A 20798-nucleotide genomic window follows, 5' to 3' on the forward strand; every position below is an offset into this window, starting at 1 on the left:
GTAATAAAATTTCATAAAATGTATCATCTTGCCATGATAGAAAATTTAAAGAATGAGTCGTGCAAAAGTCTCTTTTATCACTTCAGTATTTATTGCTGTAGTAACTTTGATTAGCCTATTATTGTTTAACGAAAACCAAAATTCCTTTTTGTGCGCATCGTCAGTGCAAAATAATATTCTAATGCTTATTTTATCCTATATTGCTAGCATACTGATAATAATGTTAGAAAATATTGCATATATATTGCCAATATTAATTATCTTTTTTCCAGCAATTCTATTGCACTTCTGCTTGTTTCTATCAGTAATATCAAGCAAATTCGGTTCGAAAAATGCTATAATATACTTCATCATCAGTGATAAAATAGATACCTTACAAAAATACTATATAGCAGAAGCGTTTTTTATAGCTTTTTTCTTAATAAATATAATTTTGTTACTCAGATTCTACTTTATGAAAATTCAAGATGAAAATTATAAGTGGGATTGGTCGAGAAAAGCTGCATTGTACTTTTTTCTGATAGGAGTGTACAAAATAGCAGAATATTTCATATTCCAATCTACAAAAATTTATAAATTAACTCTCAAAAATACTAATCAGAACAAAAGCACTCAAACAGAAACTGTACAATCAAAAGTAAATCAAATCAATAATAATACAAAAAAAACTTCTATATATGATGCATTTAATATACCTATAAATCTATTGGTCAGTCATAACAATACTGTAGACTATTCACGCAATTACCAACAAGAACAAAAATTAATAGAAGTATTAAACGAATTCGGAATATCAGGTGAAATTTTCAGTATAAGCGTCGGACCAGTTATCACTCTTTATGAATTTAAACCAGTTGCAGGAACAAAATCATCTAGAGTAATAGGATTGGCAGACGATATTGCAAGATCTCTAAGCGCTATATCAGTAAGAATAGCAATTATTCCAGGAAAAAACGCAATCGGTATCGAAATTCCTAACAAAATAAAACAAACTGTTTATATAAAGCCTTTAATCGAAAAATTTGATAGCAATACAAATATTCCTATCGCTCTTGGATCAGATATATCTGGCAATCCTGTCATCGCAGATCTCGCAAAAATGCCTCATTTATTAGTAGCAGGAACTACTGGATCAGGCAAATCTGTCGGCATTAACGCAATGATAATGTCCATACTGTTTAGATTTTCACCAGAAGAATGCAAATTAATACTGATTGATCCAAAAATGCTCGAATTATCAATCTATGAAGGTATCCCTCACCTTTTATCACCTGTAGTAACTGAAAATAAAAAGGCTATATCAGCACTAAAATGGACAATTCATGAAATGGAAAAACGATACAGATTGATGGCAAATTTTGGAGTCAGAAATTTGGAAGCATATAACAAAATGATTATAAAAAAATCAGAAATTACTCGCGAAATTCATGTCGGATTTGATGATTCAGGAAAAGAAATTCTAGAAAAACAAACTATAAAAGGAGAAAAAATGCCGTTTATAGTACTAATAATAGATGAAATGGCAGACCTAATGATTACAGCAGGAAAAGAAGTTGAATCATCTATACAAAGATTGGCGCAAATGGCAAGAGCTGCAGGAATACACATTATAATGGCAACTCAAAGACCGTCCGTAGATGTCATCACTGGATTAATAAAAGCAAACTTCCCAACGAGAATCAGCTTTAGAATGCGATCTTCATTCGATAGCAAAACCATTTTAGGAGAAAGAGGAGCAGAACAGTTGCTAGGAGCTGGAGATATGTTATATATGAGCGGAAGCACTCCACAAAGAATTCATGCACCGTTCGTTTCTGATTCAGAAGTAGAAGCAGTTGTCAATTATCTAAAAAGTCATTATAACGCAGATTATAAATTAGAATTCTCTGAAAATGATACATCAAGTAGTGAATCTCAACAATTAGATGAAGATCCACTATTCTCCCAAGCTGTAAATGTTATCAAATGTGAAGACAAAGTTTCAATAAGCTATCTTCAGAGAAAATTTGGTATCGGATACAATAGATCAGCAAAAATTGTCGAAATGATGGAAGAAAAAGGAATAGTCTCAAAACCAGATAGCTTAGGTAGAAGAAAAATACTATGAAGCAAAAAACTAAATACTAATATTAAATCAATGCAATTTCACTGATATTAAGAATCATAGTAAAAAATCAAAACTTAATACATCAAATTGAATTTATACATAAAAAAGAATAAAAAGTCCAAAGTCAAATGCTTATATGAAAATCCAATTCGAAAATTATATCACTACCCTCTGAAAGTAATTTTACTTAAATAAAAAATCAACAATATCATTGTAAAAGCATTCCAAATTTCCATTTATAAAATTTATTACTCCATATTCGACATATTTAACCATTTAACTGAAAATAAAAATGATTTTTGTAAATGAAAAATATATATTGTCATACAAAAAACTAAAAATAAGCATACAATGCTCAATTTGCATGAAAATTTGAAATGAAAATTCAAAGAAAATTTCTCTCATATCTCATGAGATGATAAAAATAATATGAAAAATTAAAAATATTTATTGTAAAAATTTGCTTCATTTTTAATCAATATGATATAAGAAATATAGGATCTCTTATTGCGCGATCCTCTGGTCTATTTGAGTACTGACCTTAAAAATTAAAATCAAAAAAGGTGAATAAAATATGGAAAATATAATTCAAAAAATTTGGCATAACTTTATGCGTAAAAATTATCAATCAGTTAAATTTAATAATCTATCTACAATTCCAAAAATAAATAATACACACTATGCTAATCATAATTATTTTGTTAATAACATTGTTAATAATAACCCAATCGTTAATAGATGTATCCAGTTGATATCAGAAAATTTAGCTTCTGTACCAATTAAAATATGCAGACTATCAGATAATGTGGAAATTATTAATCACAAATCTATGAAACTTATAAATAAACCAAATGATTACCAAAATAGAATTAGCTTCCTTGAAGAAATTGCATGCCAACTTATAACCGGAAATGCAATTGTTGAAATTTCAAGAAGTGAAGATGATAACACTCCATGCGAATTGCATGTCATAGATGCAGATAATGTAAAAATCTCTTTCAATTATAGAAATTTCCCAGAAGAATATGAATATAAATTAGGAAATAAAATTCGTAAAATTGATAAAAAAAACGCATGCTATATATCTGGTGGGAATTTCTTTGAGAAAAATAAATCAAACTTTATGAACACAATACACCAAGCTGCTTGTATATATCACGAAGTTATAGAACATAACACTCATACTTTGAAAAATAGTGTCAAATTATCAGGTGCTCTTATGGTCAAAAATACAAAACTTACTGAACAACAAAGACAAGAATTGAGAAATACTATCAATACAATGTATAAGAAAAATCCAGGTGAAGTCATGATCCTTGAAGGAGATTTTGAATGGATTCCAATGCATTCTAAAGTAGACTTTAATTACGCAGAAGCAATTAATACCTCATACAAATTGATAGCAATGGCATTTGGAGTGCCAGTGCAAATGCTCGGAGTTGAAGAATTAACATATGCGAATTATAGAGAAGCAAAAATTAGCTTCTTTACAAATAAAATTATCCCAATGATGCAGAAAATACTCTGCGCATTCAATAACTCTATTATAGACGAAGAACATTATTTCAAAATTGATGATGACTTTGTAAAAGATTCAATCGCAATCTGAATAATATAAATATTTTATTAATTGTAATTTAATTAACAATCAAAAAAGGAGATATATGATTATCAAAACCGTGAATTTTAAACCAGATATAGTGAAAAAATCCTCAAATACAATGGAAATTACTGGATGGGCATCTATCTATGAAATTGTAGATCTGCATAACTCCATCATCAAAGATAAAGCTTTCGATAAATCAATTCAAGAAATAAATAGTAAAAAATATAAATTACCTATGCTGCTCGACCATAACGCAAAAACACCAATAGGAATATGGACAGAACTTAAAAATCAACATTCAGGAGTCGAAGCAGGATTGAAAGTTAAAGGATTAATATACTCACACGCTGTTAGAGGTGAAGGACAAGAAGTAATACAAGCAATAATCGATGGCCGAATCTCTGGATTATCTATAGGTGCACGAATCGTAAAAGCTCGTAAAGAAAAAAGAGGTGATAAAATTATAGATATCTTAGAAGAATTGGAGTTGCTCGAAATATCAGTTGTTACAATACCAGCAAATCCTCAGGCTAGAATACAAGACTATAAAGAAAAATAAATTGATGACCTACATACAATCTGTGCAAAATATCAGTTGTTACAATACCAGCAAATCCTCAGGCTAGAATACAAGACTATAAAGAAAAATAAATTGATGACCTACATACAATCTGTGCAAAATATCAGTTGTTACAATACCAGCAAATCCTCAGGCTAGAATACAAGACTATAAAGAAAAATAAATTGATGACCTACATACAATCTGTGCAAATTAAAAAAAATAATTAATTTTTAAAAAATAATAAATAAATCTAATAAGGAGAAATATGAAATATATATCGAAAAATGATAAAAATACAACATTACTAACAAATGCTAAATCCGAAAATGTATATAAAACTATGAATAATGATGTGCTGAAAAATACAACAAGTAATTTTAATGATGATAAAAATGAAAAATTTCAAGAAAATAATGATGAAATTGGTGAATTAAAAACTAATCTAACTAAGATAAAGTCTAGATTACAAAATATCGAAACATTAACTTATGGAACTAATACATCAATGCAAGAGGAAAATTTCGATGTCATAAAAAGTGAAATGAACTCATTTGTTAGAACTGGGAAAATTGGAAATATACTCGGAAAAGCCATAGCAATAGACGGAAATTCTATATTTATTCCAGATTCATACTCTGTGTTTATAAGTAAAAATAAAAATAAAAATAATAGAATCATAGATTACACCAATAACGTCTTAACCTCAGGTTCTTGCTCTGTGATTGTTAAAGATGAACAACAAAATAAACAGCAAAATGCAAAAAATACAACAAAATTAGTCCAAATTCAACAGTGCCCACTCGTTAATCAATACTTGTTTGACATGGATTCGCTTCAAGCACAAAATGCAGTAGATTCAATCATTGAATTGATGATGGCAGAAATAGAAAAATTACAAAATACATACGTTTTATATGGCAATAAAGAAATTGTAGGAGCAGAAGATGAACCTCAAAAAAATGGATTGGTAAATGCAAAAGAATTGCCAACAATGAACGTCAAAGAAACAGATCTATCAGATAAAGGAAGGAGTACTCTTCTCAATCTGATTGATAAAGTATCAGAACAGGCAATTAACATGTCATCAAAGTTTATGATGTCATACAAGAGATTGAATCTAATCAGAAGTATCTATGATAAAAATCTTCAAGGATTTATTGTCACAGAATCACAAAATGGAAAATTCCATATACTTGGATACGAAGTAATAGTAATAAATGAATTAAAAAATGATTGCATTCTATTCGGAGATTTCTCCTCTATACATACAACAACTGCTCAAACAAGATTAATGGTCTCAAATGATCAAATGCCATACCAAAAACTCTACGCAATAAGCGGAATTGGAATGCAAAATACGAACGATTTGAAATCATATATATCAAAATTAAATATAACTCAATAAAAACATTTCAAATTATTTAACTTTTTTATGCCTGGTGTCATTAGCTCAAAAGACTAATAAATCTCTCAGGCATGCCATAGATAACTGGAGTAATTCATGAATAATATAAAAATATTAAAACGACAGTACAATAATATTATTGACTATAAACAAGTTCAATCTCTAATTAAATCTTCTGAAGTAGAAGCAAATTATGTGAAATGCCTCATGACTATGGCAATACAATTTGCAGAAGTTGAACTAAATCGAATTCTAGGACAAATGACAATAGAATTTAAACACTCTAATAGTACAATTTTTTTCCCTTATACTCCAATAATCAAAATCATCTCAGTCAAGTACAAAGATCAAAAACTTACCCTTAGTGATGAACCATCCAATAATACTTATCAGTACATTGTAAAGAATTCAGAAATATGTGGAATATATACTACATTCCCTTCTAATAAAGATAAGGAAATTACTGTTCATTATAATGCAGGATATGAATCAACCGATGATATACCACAAACTATAAAAAATTCAATCATTCGATTAATTACATTCTTTTACGCCAATCCAGAAAAAATTCACGATAATTTGACTGTATCCAACATCTTTCAAGAGTATCGTTCCTATAATATCGCATAAGTGAGTCTATATGAAAACAAAAGTATCAAATCTTAAACACCAAATATTTTTAGCTAAAAATAAAAATCAAGATAAATCTACATTTGAAATTCTATATCCAGTCTGGGCACATGTGACTCCTTATGATTGTAGAAATAATATGCCTATGTTTCTATCAAAAAATATTCATAACCAAATCAAAAATCTACATAAAGTTGTCATAAAAATAAAATCAATCAATGAAGCAGATGTGAGCAAAATCGATGCTATCATTTGGGAAAATAAAATGTTCTACCTAATATATAAATTATCTATCGAACAAGAATTCTTAACACTAATAGTATCAAATGTTAATATTGTTAATCTGAATGTAAATGAAATAATAAAAGAATATGAAGAAAAGGAGATAAAATGATAGAAAAAGTTATGCAGTACTTTGATTCCAAAAATTGGATGATCAATAATAAAAAATTAAATATCGTTATGTCACATTCTGATCCATACCCTTATGTCCTCGTGAAATTAGTAGAAATGAGTGAAGTTTGGAATCAAAATATCATTGTTTGCTCACTCGAAGGATATACAATACATGACTCTTTACAAATAATTAAAATTGCGCACTTGATAGAAAGCGCTTTACCACATTATTCAAATGAAACAGAAATATACAAAATACAAGATTTGAAATTTGATGAAAAAAACTCCTGTAAAATAGTTTATACTGTCATTGTAGCTAAATTTATGAAAAATTTAAAAAAAATAAATGAATTGTACTAATAAGGAATCTTATGAATCATGCTCTAAATAACATCGCTATATATAAAGCAAAATCAAATGAATCTATAATATTGCCAGAAACTGCAAAATTTTGTACCCAAGAAATAAGCTATACCGCAGATTTATTCTTCTCTATAGAAAAAAAACTGTCCATAATAGAAAAAAATAGTAGGAAATTTAAAATGATAATACATTGCTCAAATGATCCATCCTTTACTGCTCATGCTATTCATATCAAAGATGAACTCAAAATAAAATCAAATTTCTTTGTCTGTGAAAAAATTAAAGGAAATGCCATTAATACAACTTATGTCCCAATGGATAATATTGTATTTCTTGAAACACAAAATGGAGAAAATCTTGAAATCAATCTAAAGAATCAATACTCGTCTCTTCAAATAGATGGAAGTATTATACGATATATACCAATATTCATTGTCAATGTTCTTAATTTTAAAATTGAATCCACGTCAAATGTCATCAAATGGACAATGGAATGTATAGAAAGTGATAAAAATATACCAAAATTTATAAAAAATTAAACAGAACGTTTAATCATCCTTGCTGAATACGCATAATATGCTGAACTTGACGATATTATTACTAAACAACTTAGTGTCGACATTATATCAGGAACATCAGCAAAAAAGAAATAACTCAAAATACATGAAATTGGAAATTCTAAATACCTTATATATTGAATAGATGAAAGTGAATTTAATGAAAATGACCTCAAAATACATAGCAAAATTAAATTGCCGCTTATAGACAAAATAATTAATATTCCTATCTCCAAAGTAGAAGGTATCAAAAGTGAATTCCAAACAAATGGAAAAGTCAGCAATGATGAGAACAAATTAGATAAAAATAACATATTTATTATCGGTTCCTTACGATCAGTAAGAATTTTATTTGTCAAATCAAGTAAGGAAAAAAGTAAATCAGCAATTATTAATAATACTAAACCGAATATGTCAATTTTGCTGAAAGTTGTAGTCAGTATTATTCCTAAAAATGCAATGAATATTAGTAATATATTGATAAAATCTATATTCTCTCCAAGGAAAAATCTCGCTAAAATTATATTGAAAATTGGAATCAAAAAAGATACGATGGTCAATATGTAAATTGGAACGTAATTTGCTCCCTTTGCCCATAAAAAAATGCCAATTACCCACATGAGTGCTCTCAAAATGTGAAAATATAGGCAACACGATTTTAAAGATCTTATGTCTAATAAAGGAATTAATGCAATGCAACCAAATGTAAATCTAAAGAATATTACGACCTCAGTAGGTAAAGATAAACCCGAAATCTTAGTTAGTAAATCATTCAAAGCACTGAAAAAACATCCGCAAAAAGACCATAAAAATGATTTTAAATTCTTCATCAATATAATAACAATGCAGATGCTTATTGTATCACTATAAATACATCTTCAAATACATCTTCAAACTTTAGGAGAAAAAATGATTAAATTTATATTAATAAAAAACACAAAAAACAAGAATCAAAAATTTTTTCAATTGGATTTTATTCAAAACATAATTGTGGTGCATAATTATGGAAAAATTGCATATGCTAAAATTATTATCATAAATGATATAGAAAATACTCCATTCGCTGATTATAGACTTCAATTGAATAAAAGAGAGCCATCTACCTATCAATTAGTAATTAACAGTGAAATTACTCAACATGAAAATCTTATCTTAATTAATGGAATTATTTCAGATGTTAGTAAAAAAGATGAATTTATTACAATTTATATTAAAAATCTAGACTTAACAACTGAAGAAAATGATAAAATAGATTTTCAATATATGAAAAATGTTTATAAAAAATTATCCTGTACTAAACAGTTCCCAAGATATATATATACTGGAAACAAAGGAAGCCTCGTCAATGCCATTGATTCCATAAAACCAATAGAATTAATGTGCACAAAAACAAGTAAAAAGTTCATGAAAAATCTCTGCGTTAGAATTACAGCACAATGGGATCAACGAAATGTAATTGTCTCCGACGTATATAAAAGCATACTAAATGCTTGCCCAGATAATTCATTGATAACATTTACTCCAAATATAGTGCAGAAAATGTGGCCTCAAAAAGGAATGATTATCGCTAAAAAACATCTGGTAATTGAAAGTAAAATAAATGCTAATAAAATCGACTCTACAATCGCAAATCATTATTCTGCAAGAAAAACTGACCAAATATACTGTAATAAATATGCTTTAAATGGCAGCTTGAAGACAATCACAGTATGTACTAGACCAAGAAAAGAAATATTGTTAATAAATATTAGAAGTAGTAAAGAAATTTATAGTGAAATAGATGGATATAAAAAAATTATAGATATAAAACTCAATAATCTTGACCTTAAATATGACCCTTGGACTGAAAATGTGAAATATATCGTAAATAGCCATGTTGTAATGCTACAAAAAGTATATAAAGCCAATAAAAAACACATATCTACAAATTTTGAAGAACAAAGAGATATGTGGGATCCACAAATATGGCAAGAAGATGTGCTCTACAATTTAAATGATGTAGTTGAATACGAAAATAATAGATATATATGTATAGCAAATAATACAGAATTGCAAAATGATCTACAAAATGAAAGAGTATGGAGAGTCCTTTCTCCAGATGAAAACAACATATCTGCAATTACACAAAATGCAAATACTTTCTTCATGGATAAAACAGATGTAATAGAAGAAATAATTGAACTAGCTAATAGATACTTCTTATTGCAAGATAAATGTACATTAATCCATTTGAAAATTGATTTAAATAATCCTAAAAATATACATATATTCAAGCTAAATCCAGGAAATTATGTTGAATTAAATAATAAAAATAAAAAAACATACGGATTTATTATCAATATTAAATATGAAATATCTTCTGAAGGTTCATACGCATATATATCTATGACTCGATCAACTCTCCTGAATGAAAGAGAAAATGATGAAAATATAGACGAAACAAAAAAAGTAACTACCTATGAAGAATTAGATAGCAAAATGTCCATGACAAACAATCATATAAAATATCACCTCTCTATGAATGAATCTGAATCAATACCTCAAATTGTACAGGTAATAGCTAAAGTCCAAAATCACGCAAAAGAACAAAATGCATGGATAAATCAAAAAAAAGAAAAAATACTTCCTAATAATATTGGAACAAAAATAAAAATATCATTCATTGAACCGCATTCCCAAAGTATAAATAACACTATTAATATAGAATGTGAACCACAAGGAGAAAAAATTATATACCCAAAATGTGAAAATGTCGGAGGTCAAAATGAATAACTACGAGAATATACATTATATAGGAAATGAAAATGCTCATATAAAAACTCACTCAGGAATGAATGAAGCCCCAAAAATAATACGCATACAAGTGAAAATACGTAAAATTCCATTCACTCCTAATAATGTGTCCTTTGCTTTTACTAATAATCAAAATCAACAGAAATTTGTAGGAATATATGATGAAATAAAACCTAATGTATGCCAAGGCATTACCTTTGAATATATATCAGCTGAATTTTCTCATAAAGGATGTATGTATACACTAGATCAATACGGAAAGAGCGAAATAATTACTATCAATAGCAACTGTATAAAAAATGGATTTGAAATAATATTTAAAAAGTTAGAAGAAAACATAAGAGTAGGACTGATAAGAGAAACTCAATCTGTTAGATATAATTATGCGAATCTAATACACAATGCGTGCCCTTATTTCTACTATGGTGGATTTTTTAATGGACACGTCAATTCTGCAGAACAAGCCTATTTTAATTGCGATGGATTGAATTTTGGATATACTCTCTATACCCTCAAGGATGTAATGAACAAAACAACTATCAATAATCAAAATTTAGTAAGTTATGTCGATATAAATGCAAAAAAATATAACTTACTCTCTTTTCTAAAACATGGAGGATTTTCAATAAACGTCAGTATAAATGAATATGAAAACTGCTCCTCACCATGTAATATAAAATACACTTCAGCGAGTATTGATCAATTTACAGTACAAGAAACTGGAACAGCAGAAATACTCTTTCAAAGACATGAAATAAATTTCGAAAAAGAGAAAGAAAAACAACAAAATTTGGAGGAAATATGAAATATGACAATATCATATACTTTATATTAGAATTGGTGAAATTATCTCCAAGTATATTAAGTCTATTTAATATGCAAATACATAACACAAAAAATAATAATATAATAAAATTTATGCAAAAATTAATAGAAATAGCCCGCGTGTTGACAAATGAAAAAGATACAAATAAAGTCGTACAAAAATTTAAAACTGATGAAAATTTGTTAATAGAATTTCAATCTTTGGCTATCAAAGCTAAAAAAGAAATACTCGATATAGAAATGTTAGATCGTCAAAACGCAAGAAATAGAAATATAATTCTTCATAATAATGGATATAAAAGCTATATGCCACATATTATGCTGTTTTTATCAGCAATAGGAACTATAATGTGCCCTTTGACCATTGTATGGTATATAAATATTTATGATAATATCCCAGGAGAAGTTGTTGCAATTGTATCAACCGCTACAACAATATTCGGATCATGCTTGAAAAGCATATATACATTTGAATTCGGAGAGTCAAGTAAAAATTATCAATATAAAGAAATTAAAAAAAATGGAATTATACGAAAAATTCATATGAATACAAAAAAGTTTATTACCACAATTATTAGAGGAATTAAAAAAAATCTTTGATTTTTTAAAATGTATAACAATATTGTAAAAATTCAATTATCACAATATAATTTACTCCTGCGCCTGTAGCTCAATTGGATAGAGCGTTAGACTACGGATCTAAAGGTTGTGGGTTCAACCCCTGCCAGGCGTGTTACTACAAATATTGTATGAATGGGCCACATACATTGTATGATACAAGATGAAAAAATACATAACGCCTAGTCTTCAATTCCGTAAAATGATAATCATACGAAATAGCATTAACTATAAACTTTTCAATAATAATTGAAAAACTTAAATAATAAAAATATTACTTATTTAACTCTTCAAAAACAATACGGTTCAATAACTCAGGATTTGCCTTCCCATTCAGTTGTTTCATACACTGACCAACGAAAAATCCCAACAACCTATCTTTCCCATTTTTATAATCATTCACTTCATTCTGATTATTACTAATCACTGACACTACAATCTTCCTAATATCATCAACATCATTAACTTGCTGCAAGCCTAGAGAGTTAATTATATCAAATGGCTTGCGTAAATCATTCCACATTATTTGAATAACATCTCTTGCAATTTTTGTCGATATTACATTATCACGCAATAATATTGCCAATTCACATAAGAAATTAGAAGGAAATGGAATTTCATTAACAGACTTTTCATTCATCATGCAAAATATATCACCAACAATCCAATTGTAAACTACATCAATCATATTGCTGTCACAACCCTTAATGCTATTCTCAAAAAAATCAGCAATGTACTGTTCAGTTCCAATAAGGGATGCTTTATCATATGATAATCCATAATCCATAACAAATCTCTTCACTCTATCATCTGGCAGCTCAGGAATCGATTTCTTTATATCATTTATGTAATCATCAGATAAGAATAATGGCAAAATATCAACATCTCTAAAATATCTATAATCTACTGCTGTTTCCTTCTCCCTCATTGAAAATGTAATAATAGATTTCGAATCAAAACCTCGAGTCTCCTGTACAACCTTTTCACCAGATCGAACAATCGTCACTTGGCGAGATAACTCATACTTCATGGCTTTTTCTATAAATTTCAGAGAATTTAAATTCTTAATCTCAGCCCTGTTTCCAAATTCTTCACCATGTCTGCGAATCGACATATTAACATCAACTCTGAACTCTCCTTCTTCCATCTTAGCAGTAGAAGATCCTACACATTGCAAAATAGCACGAATTTTCTTTATATACTCTATCGCTTCATGAATTGTCCTTATATCTGGATCAGAAACTATCTCCATCAACGGAGCTCCAGAGCGATTAAAATCCAAAAAAGAATATTTGTTTGACATATCGTGAATGCTTTTACCAGCATCTTGCTCCATTTGCAACCTGTTGATACCAATCCTCTTAATAGATCCATCATTTGAAATTATATCCACAAAACCTTTCTGACCAATAGGTGACCTAAGCTGAGAAATTTGATAACCTTGAGGTAAATCTGGATAAAAATAATGCTTCCTCTCAAAAACACTTCTTCTATTTATATCACAATTTAAAGCAAGTGAAGACTTAATAGCTAATATAACGCACTTTTCGTTCAATAATGGCAAAGTACCAGGAATGGCAATATCAAATAAATCAACATTAGTGTTTTGATCACACCCAAACTCATTAGCTGCACGAGAAAATAACTTACTATCAGAAGCAATCTGAGCGTGTATTTCAATACCACACACCATTTCAAATTCTTCAACTCCTACTTCTTCATAATCAAATTGAAATGATGAAATTATCATGCAAAACAACATTAAAACATATTTGAGTTAAGATTATCATTGAAATCAAAATCATACAACAATCAATACAAAACTGAATTGAGTTCATCTTGATCTTAATACTTTAAATAAAATGATTATTATCAATAACATTATAATAAAAGGTAAAGCTAAATACATTAAATATGACAATATGAATAAAATACAAAAAACTCCAGCAATAATTACAAAACCACTCATCAAACAACACAGGAATACAGAGAAAATAGTGAGAAATAAAGCAAAAATCATATCCCAAACTCATTATTCCACATTAATTATGATAAACTATTACCATCAATGCAATGATATCTTAGTCTAGATACAACAGATTAATTGATATCAACCCACTGTTTGAAATTAATGAATCGCTCAATCTCAGCAGCAAAAGAAAAAGCCGCACTTTCATTAAAAGCACCATGTACAACTTGCAAACTAATTGGCAATCCATTAGACATTCCAACCGGCAAAGAAATTCCACCTAAACAAGCAATATTAATTGGCAAAGTAAACAAATCTTGATAATACATTAATTCAGGATTTGCAACATCTTCATAAAATGGAGCAGGACCAGATGTAACGGGCATCAATATACTATCCACACGATCAAATACCTCATTAAAATCATTTATTATCATATTCCTTACCTTAAGGGCTTTTGAGTAATAAACTTCATAATTTTCAGATGACAATACATACGTCCCAAGCAATATCCTTCTCTTCACCTCATCACCAAATCCATGAGTCCTAGTCAAAGAATACATCGACTCAATGTCAGAAGAACCTTCATATCTGTAACCATACCTAACTCCATCATACCTAGACATATTTGATGCAACTTCAGCACAAGCCAAAACTCTATAAACAGCAAGAGCATAATGCATATTTGGTAACGAAACTTCGATACATTTTGCACCCATTGACTCCAAGTGCTTTACAATTTTATCCCTCGCTTCACAAATCTCCGAACACAATCCATCAACAAAACACTCTTTTGGCAAGCCAATTGTCATTCCCTTCACAGACTTTTCGCAAGATTTTTCGTAATCATCAACTTTTACATCAGCACTTGTAGAATCCATTGCGTCTTCACCAGAAATAACTCTCAACAAAATCGCAGCATCAGAAACAGATCTAGCCATCACTCCAGCTTGATCTAACGACTGAGCCATCGGAATCATTCCATATCTAGAAATTCTTCCATAAGTTGGACGGACTCCAACTATCCCCGTATGAGCTGCAGGCTGTCTTATCGATCCACCTGTATCAGATCCAAGTGCTCCAAATGCAAGCCCAGCCGCAACCGCAACAGCAGATCCTCCAGAAGATCCACCTGGGATTCTATTTGAATTCCAAGGATTAATACATCTTCCAAAATCTGTATACATAGTAGCACTACCCATCGCAAATTCATCCATTAAAGTCTTTCCAATGAAAATTGCTCCCTCATTGAGCAACTTACTGGTTACCGTCGATTCATATGGAGGAATAAAATTCGCCAACATTCTCGATCCAGCAGTTGTTCTTATACCTTTTGTACAAAAAATATCCTTTACAGCTATAGGAATACCTTCCAAAGTACGTACATTACCAGAGTATATCCTCTCATCTGCTTTTTTTGCACTATTCATGGCACTCTCAGCAAGCATGGTTATATAAGCTCCAAACTTTGTATCATCAACCCTTTTTAAATGATGACTTATGAGATCACTCACAGAAAATTCGCGATTTTTCAATGCAACCAGCGCTTGTTTTATAGAAAGCGCATGAAAAGGAACAGACATAAATACTCCTATAAAATCACTTTATAAACTTAGGAACCAAGATAAAACCATTATCCTGTAAGGCATTTGACAATACATCGTTTCGAGAAGGCAAATCACAAATGGTATCAGAATAAAGTTTACACTTATACGGATAAAAGCCAGAAAATTCTTCCACTCCATCAGTATTAACATTTAGTAAAACATTTATACACTTCAAAGCATCATCTATTGATCGCTCAAGCATAGCAATATCATCAATAGATAATTTTATACTCGCCAACTTCTCTAACCTAGATAGGATCAATTTATCCACAATAAAATTGAATAAAGCAATGAGCTTTTTTGTACAATAAAATATCAATATTTGCAACTGAATTTTTAATAAAAAAGCCTAAAATACCTATGAAAATTAAAAAATCTTGGTACAATGGTTCTTATTAGCTGTCTTTTATTTTTCATTTATGGCTCGTTTGATTTTATTTTTGTGTACATTGCTTATGTTTATGGGTTGTAGCAAAAACAGAATAAAATACGGAGTAGATGCTAGCTTAATAAGAGATATTAGCACAGAAAACAATCAATCATTAACCATGAATGAGAAAGATGTTTTAGAAAAATTTGGCCATCCATCCTTTATAATATCAGAAGAGTCATCAGAAAAAATTAACGACAATAACTTGATCTATAGTAATTGGTACTACGTGTACTATGAGTTAGAGCCCAATCATATCTCAAAAAATCACAAAGTTAGTAAGAGCAAAATTGCTGTGTTTCGGTTTTTGAAAAATGGCAAATTGATGTCTTGTCGAATTTTCGAGCATTAATTAAGAAAAAACTTCTATAATGAGTAAACAATTATACGTATCTTACTGATTAATATTTTACAACAACTTCATATTTGGAACATTTTTTCTGCATTTTAGTTTTTCCACTGTGAATTTTGTCTCTAAAAGCCTTAGACTGTGCAATATCTTCATTCTATCTCAACAAATAATGTGAAATTCCATTTACAATATAGCAAATATATTGTGATAAATTTTCAAGATTTGCTGCTATTAAATTTACAATTTCTTTAGTACCATGATTATCGATAATGAATATACGATAAATTTGTAAAATAGTATTAATATATTTTTTGCAATTATTTTTCTAGAAATATAAATCAGTAGAATTTTACTCAATCCATAGAAGGTCAAAATGATTATAAAAATGCATCTTAACTGCCTCAATAATTTCGATATTTCCCAATCCTTTAAATAAGAATAGAAATTATTACTGTTTCAGAAATTTTTTAACATGAAGAATGACATTAGCTTGTACATAACTTAATTTCTCATAATTCAACTAAGGTGCAGAAAAAAAATTTTTCCACACAAACAAATATAACCCTTAATACAAACATCATATAGAGTGCATAAATCGATCAGAAATTAATTGATAACACTATCATCAATCAAGATTATCTATCAACAAAATTACTGTTACTGAAAAAACAATTTCACCAAATCAAATTATTGCTTAATAAAACGCATTCTTGCAGATTTATTCTCAAAATATCTCTTATTTTGCACATTCAGGTCTTTAGCCCAATTCTTATTAGATACAACAGGCTCTTGATCATTTGGCATCAAAGCACCTTTACCAAAAGGAACTGTTTTTATTCTATTCGCAGGAACGCCCTCTTCAACCAGTACTTTTCTAACTTCAGCTGCTCTTTCTGCAGATAGTTTAATATTATAAGGTATAGATCCACAATCATCACAAAATCCTTCAACATTAACATTCAACTCAGGATTTTTCAACAAAAATGCAGCAACAGCGCGAACTTTCTCAGCATGCTCTGCACTTAATACAGACGAATTGTGCTGAAAGTATACTCTATCCATCTTTTCATTAACAATCTGACTATAACCATAAGAATCTACTGCAGAATTAAAAGAACTTTCAACGATATCGTCTTGAGAAACTTCACTAACCACAGCCACAGAATTCTGTTCATCAAATTTTTTCTTTTTACCCTTTGAGCAACCTACAGCAATTAGAGATAGAAGACAAACTGCTAATCCACAAAAATTAAACTTCTTTTCCATAAAACATCATCTAAACACAGACTGAGATATTATGTATTATAGACAATTAATACACAACAAATTTGTGAAATTTATTAATGTGTTTTGTAATGATTTTTATAGAAATATAAATCACTCAAAAATATAAATCACTCAACAGTAACAGACTTAGCTAAATTTCTTGGTCGATCAACGTTTTTTCTGCGAAATTCCGCACAAAAACAGGCTAATAACTGCATAGAAATCGCAAATGCAATTGGAGAAAATAAACTCTTTAAATTAGGTAACTTTATCGATTTGAAATTTAAATGATTAACCACATCAAATTCATCGCAATCAGAAATCACATAAACTTTTGCATTTCTGGATAAAATTTCTTCTACAGTAGAAAGCACACTTTGCACGTTACCAATATAATTCGAAAACAAAATGACAACAGGCATGTTTTCATCCAAAAGAGCAAAACTACCGTGCTTTAGCTCACCAATAGCAATAGCTTCAGCATGAATATAAGATAACTCCTTCATCTTCAGAGCACCTTCAAGCGCAATGACATGAAGATCTCCTCTACTAAGAAAAATACAATTTTGAAACTGCGCAATTTCATTCGCAATATCACGAATGTCTTTAGATGAATTAAAAACTATTTCACACAAAGTTTGAATATTTTTACTACTATCAACTAAATTAAAAAACTCATCACTGTTCGCTAACAGAATAAAAAGTAAAGTCAATACCTGAGCTGTAAACGCCTTTGTTGATGCAACACTAATCTCAGCTCCAGCATTAATAAAAATACTTTTGTCGCATAATCTTGCTAATGTACAAATTTGAACATTTAAAACTGCATAATTTGTATAACCTAAAGATTTTGCTCGCTCACAAGCAGAAATTGTGTCAAAAGTCTCACCTGACTGAGAAACAAAAACACACAAATTTTTACCTTCTATGTTAATGAGATTTTTAAATCTAAACTCCGATGCTAATTCAACAAATATATGTTTATTTAAAAAACGTTCACTCATAGCTCGTGCACCAAGACATGCATAATATGCAGAACCGCACCCGATTAGAGTAATCGCATCAAATGAAGATACTTGCAATTCAGCATAATGGCCACGACGACATAAAAAATCCTCAACTAAACCAGACAATATATCAGGCTGTTCATGAATCTCTTTCATCATAAAGGATGAGTAATGACCTTTATCAAATAATGAACCACAAATCTTTATAGAGATAAATTTCTTCTCGACATTTTCATTATCACGATACACACTCACAGAATTCTTAGACAAAACAGCAATCTCCATTGATTCTAAGTCTGAATATTCACTAGCAATATCATTAATTGCATTAATATCAGAAGCTAAGCAATTCAATGCATCACCTCTTCCAATAATCATTGGAGCATTCCCCTTCTTACATGCAAAAATTTTATCAGGAAAATTCTGACATATCAGAGCAATCGCAAAATTACCATCAAACTCCTGCAAAATATCAGACAAGCATTTTACAAAAACACCAACACTCGTTGCAGAATTCATTTCAAATAATCTCTTGACAAATAATTCAGTATCTGTTTCAGTCTCAAACAAAATTCCACGAGTTATCATTTCTTTTTTCAATTTTGCAAAGTTACTTATGATCCCATTATGAACAACAGCAAAGCCACCGAAGTATTGTGGATGAGCATTAATCTCACTAACACCGCCATGAGTGGCCCATCTAGTATGGCCAATTCCAATATCAAATTGACTATTCCAAATATAATCATCTTTTAAGTTAGTTATTAAATTTTCTACAAACCCCACATTTTTCTTTAATAACATATTTCCATTTGAATCAATCACGGCAACTCCAGACGAATCATATCCACGATATTCAAGCAATTTCATCGAATTTAATATATTATCAAGACAATTTTGACCTACAATTCCAACAATTCCGCACATAAAAATCTCTAACTCACTTCTTCTTCATCATCTTATACCTAGAAGCTGCATTTTTTAAATTGCATTGCTTGATTTTAGTTGTACAAATTGCATTGTCTTCTACATTCTGTCTAACAACAGAACTTGCAGTTATTATCGCGTCATCTCCAATCATCACAGGAGCAACAATAGATGAATTTGCTCCAATAAATGATCCTCTACCTACCTTAGTTTTATACTTGTTCAAACCATCAAAATTACAAAAAACAACACCAGCTCCAACATTCACTTTATCACCAATCTCTGTATCTCCAACATAAGAGAGGTGCTTTACTTTGGTATTAGCTCCTAATCTCGATCGATTAATTTCTGTAAAATTTCCCACAACTACATTTTCATCAATATGAGAACTATCTTTAATTGTTGCAAAAGGTCCAACAGAGGCGAATGATGATATAACGCAATTTGATAAATAACAAAAAGGTAATATCTTTGCATTTTCTCCGATTGAAACATTCACATCAAAAAAAGAGTTAGGATATACGATTGCACCCTGTGCAATTTTTACATCATAAGACAAGTAAATGCTTTCTTCATCGATAAATGTCACACCATTGAGCCATAATTTTCTCTTTAATCGATATTGATAAGACCTTTCAGCTTTGAGGAAATCATCACGAGAATTCACTCCAATAAAATCATCTTCTTGGCATTTTACACAGGATATATTTAGAGAATTTTCATATGCAATAGCAACAATATCAGTCAATAGGTACTCTCCACTTTCATTTCTTAAATCACGTAGCAAATTCACTGCATTTTTCGATAAAAATATTGCTCCGGCATTGCATAAATACTTATCAGATTCAGTGTTAGTGAGAAATCTTTTTTCAACAATTTTGCAAGCTTTTCCATTTTCACTCATATATATTCGGCCATAATCGTTCTCCTGACTTAATTCCATACCAAATAGAATCACATCACTTTGTGGATTGTTAAGAATGCCATCTTTCAGTAAACTCGAGTGAGAAATTAGTGTATCTCCAAGAAGAACAAGCACTCCACCATCAATGCCAGATTTTTGCAAGAAATCACAACCAATTAAAGTAGCATGACCAGTCCCTAGCGGCTCATCTTGCAATAAAATATGCAAATTCGTATTTTTGGGTAAAAACTCTACAACCATCGCAGATGCAACAATAGTAATACTTCGAGGAAATAAATCAACAGCAGTATCAATCACATGACATAATAACTCCCTGTTGGCGATTTTCATAAGCATCTTAGAGTGCAAACTTCCCATTCTCTTACCACGACCAGCAGCAAGAATAACAACATTAAAACTACAACTCACTGTCAAAAAAAATAATGTATTTATAAAATATACAGCAAAAATATC

General features: G+C 29.7%; 19 protein-coding genes and 1 tRNA gene. 13 read left to right on the forward strand and 7 right to left on the reverse strand.

Annotated features, from left to right (window positions below; translation table 11 throughout):
* Positions 1 to 52: 52 nt before the first annotated feature.
* From Gromo_RS00675 to Gromo_RS00710, 8 genes are all read left to right on the forward strand, one after another.
* Positions 53 to 2107 (forward strand): DNA translocase FtsK, encoded by a 2055-nt coding sequence (locus Gromo_RS00675; RefSeq protein ID WP_231159052.1) that lies wholly within the window; start codon positions 53 to 55, stop codon positions 2105 to 2107.
* Between the two features lie 574 nt (positions 2108 to 2681).
* The gene (locus tag Gromo_RS00680) at positions 2682 to 3716 is read left to right on the forward strand and encodes a phage portal protein (RefSeq protein WP_231159053.1); all 1035 of its coding nucleotides are present in this window, start codon (positions 2682 to 2684) and stop codon (positions 3714 to 3716) included.
* A 55-nt stretch (positions 3717 to 3771) separates the two neighbouring features.
* Positions 3772 to 4272: an HK97 family phage prohead protease gene (locus Gromo_RS00685; RefSeq protein WP_231159054.1), complete on the forward strand. Its 501-nt coding sequence runs from the start codon at positions 3772 to 3774 to the stop codon at positions 4270 to 4272.
* A 268-nt stretch (positions 4273 to 4540) separates the two neighbouring features.
* Positions 4541 to 5680, forward strand: coding sequence for a hypothetical protein (locus Gromo_RS00690; RefSeq protein WP_231159055.1), 1140 nt, complete (start codon positions 4541 to 4543; stop codon positions 5678 to 5680).
* A 96-nt stretch (positions 5681 to 5776) separates the two neighbouring features.
* Entirely contained in the window at positions 5777 to 6310 is a 534-nt protein-coding gene (locus tag Gromo_RS00695) for a hypothetical protein (RefSeq protein WP_231159056.1), read from the forward strand.
* A 10-nt stretch (positions 6311 to 6320) separates the two neighbouring features.
* Positions 6321 to 6704 carry a hypothetical protein gene (locus Gromo_RS00700; RefSeq protein WP_231159058.1) on the forward strand — a complete coding sequence of 128 codons (384 nt, stop codon included), beginning with the start codon at positions 6321 to 6323 and terminating at the stop codon, positions 6702 to 6704.
* Positions 6701 to 7066: a hypothetical protein gene (locus Gromo_RS00705; protein WP_231159060.1), complete on the forward strand. Its 366-nt coding sequence runs from the start codon at positions 6701 to 6703 to the stop codon at positions 7064 to 7066. Before Gromo_RS00700 ends, Gromo_RS00705 begins: the two co-directional genes overlap by 4 nt.
* Positions 7067 to 7077: 11 nt before the next feature.
* On the forward strand, positions 7078 to 7608 hold the full coding sequence (locus tag Gromo_RS00710) for a hypothetical protein (RefSeq protein ID WP_231159063.1): 531 nt from the start codon (positions 7078 to 7080) through the stop codon (positions 7606 to 7608).
* Here Gromo_RS00710 and Gromo_RS00715 read toward each other — a convergent pair.
* Positions 7605 to 8456 (reverse strand): DMT family transporter, encoded by an 852-nt coding sequence (locus Gromo_RS00715; RefSeq protein WP_231159065.1) that lies wholly within the window; start codon positions 8454 to 8456, stop codon positions 7605 to 7607. The genes Gromo_RS00710 and Gromo_RS00715 overlap by 4 nt on opposite strands.
* 79 nt (positions 8457 to 8535) lie before the next feature.
* Here Gromo_RS00715 and Gromo_RS00720 point away from each other — a divergent pair, with 79 nt between their 5' ends.
* From Gromo_RS00720 to Gromo_RS00735, 4 genes are all read left to right on the forward strand, one after another.
* The gene (locus Gromo_RS00720) at positions 8536 to 10398 is read left to right on the forward strand and encodes a hypothetical protein (RefSeq protein ID WP_231159067.1); all 1863 of its coding nucleotides are present in this window, start codon (positions 8536 to 8538) and stop codon (positions 10396 to 10398) included.
* Complete coding sequence (locus tag Gromo_RS00725; RefSeq protein WP_231159069.1) at positions 10391 to 11224, forward strand: hypothetical protein; 834 nt, start codon at positions 10391 to 10393, stop codon at positions 11222 to 11224. Before Gromo_RS00720 ends, Gromo_RS00725 begins: the two co-directional genes overlap by 8 nt.
* Positions 11221 to 11844, forward strand: coding sequence for a hypothetical protein (locus Gromo_RS00730; protein WP_231159070.1), 624 nt, complete (start codon positions 11221 to 11223; stop codon positions 11842 to 11844). Before Gromo_RS00725 ends, Gromo_RS00730 begins: the two co-directional genes overlap by 4 nt.
* 59 nt (positions 11845 to 11903) lie before the next feature.
* Positions 11904 to 11977 (forward strand) — tRNA-Arg (locus tag Gromo_RS00735).
* Positions 11978 to 12136: 159 nt separating this feature from the next.
* Here the strand turns inward: Gromo_RS00735 and gatB are convergent.
* From gatB to Gromo_RS00750, 3 genes are all read right to left on the reverse strand, one after another.
* Complete coding sequence (gene gatB, locus Gromo_RS00740; RefSeq protein WP_231159071.1) at positions 12137 to 13612, reverse strand: Asp-tRNA(Asn)/Glu-tRNA(Gln) amidotransferase subunit GatB; 1476 nt, start codon at positions 13610 to 13612, stop codon at positions 12137 to 12139.
* A 350-nt stretch (positions 13613 to 13962) separates the two neighbouring features.
* Entirely contained in the window at positions 13963 to 15414 is a 1452-nt protein-coding gene (gatA, locus tag Gromo_RS00745; RefSeq protein WP_231159072.1) for an Asp-tRNA(Asn)/Glu-tRNA(Gln) amidotransferase subunit GatA, read from the reverse strand.
* A 16-nt stretch (positions 15415 to 15430) separates the two neighbouring features.
* Complete coding sequence (locus Gromo_RS00750; protein ID WP_231159073.1) at positions 15431 to 15709, reverse strand: Asp-tRNA(Asn)/Glu-tRNA(Gln) amidotransferase subunit GatC; 279 nt, start codon at positions 15707 to 15709, stop codon at positions 15431 to 15433.
* A gap of 148 nt (positions 15710 to 15857) precedes the next feature.
* Between Gromo_RS00750 and Gromo_RS00755 the strand changes: the two genes are divergently transcribed.
* Positions 15858 to 16220, forward strand: coding sequence for a hypothetical protein (locus Gromo_RS00755; RefSeq protein ID WP_231159074.1), 363 nt, complete (start codon positions 15858 to 15860; stop codon positions 16218 to 16220).
* Between the two features lie 687 nt (positions 16221 to 16907).
* Here the strand turns inward: Gromo_RS00755 and Gromo_RS00760 are convergent.
* The 3 genes from Gromo_RS00760 to Gromo_RS00770 form a co-directional block, all read right to left on the reverse strand.
* Positions 16908 to 17486, reverse strand: a complete 579-nt coding sequence (locus tag Gromo_RS00760) for an OmpA family protein (protein ID WP_231159079.1) — start codon at positions 17484 to 17486, stop codon at positions 16908 to 16910.
* Positions 17487 to 17614: 128 nt separating this feature from the next.
* Positions 17615 to 19420, reverse strand: coding sequence for a glutamine--fructose-6-phosphate transaminase (isomerizing) (gene glmS, locus Gromo_RS00765; protein ID WP_231159080.1), 1806 nt, complete (start codon positions 19418 to 19420; stop codon positions 17615 to 17617).
* A gap of 13 nt (positions 19421 to 19433) precedes the next feature.
* Positions 19434 to 20753: an NTP transferase domain-containing protein gene (locus tag Gromo_RS00770; protein WP_231159081.1), complete on the reverse strand. Its 1320-nt coding sequence runs from the start codon at positions 20751 to 20753 to the stop codon at positions 19434 to 19436.
* Positions 20754 to 20798 lie beyond the last annotated feature (45 nt).

The sequence above is a fragment of the Candidatus Gromoviella agglomerans genome (assembly GCF_021065005.1).
In the GTDB taxonomy this organism is placed as follows: Bacteria; Pseudomonadota; Alphaproteobacteria; order CAJXXZ01.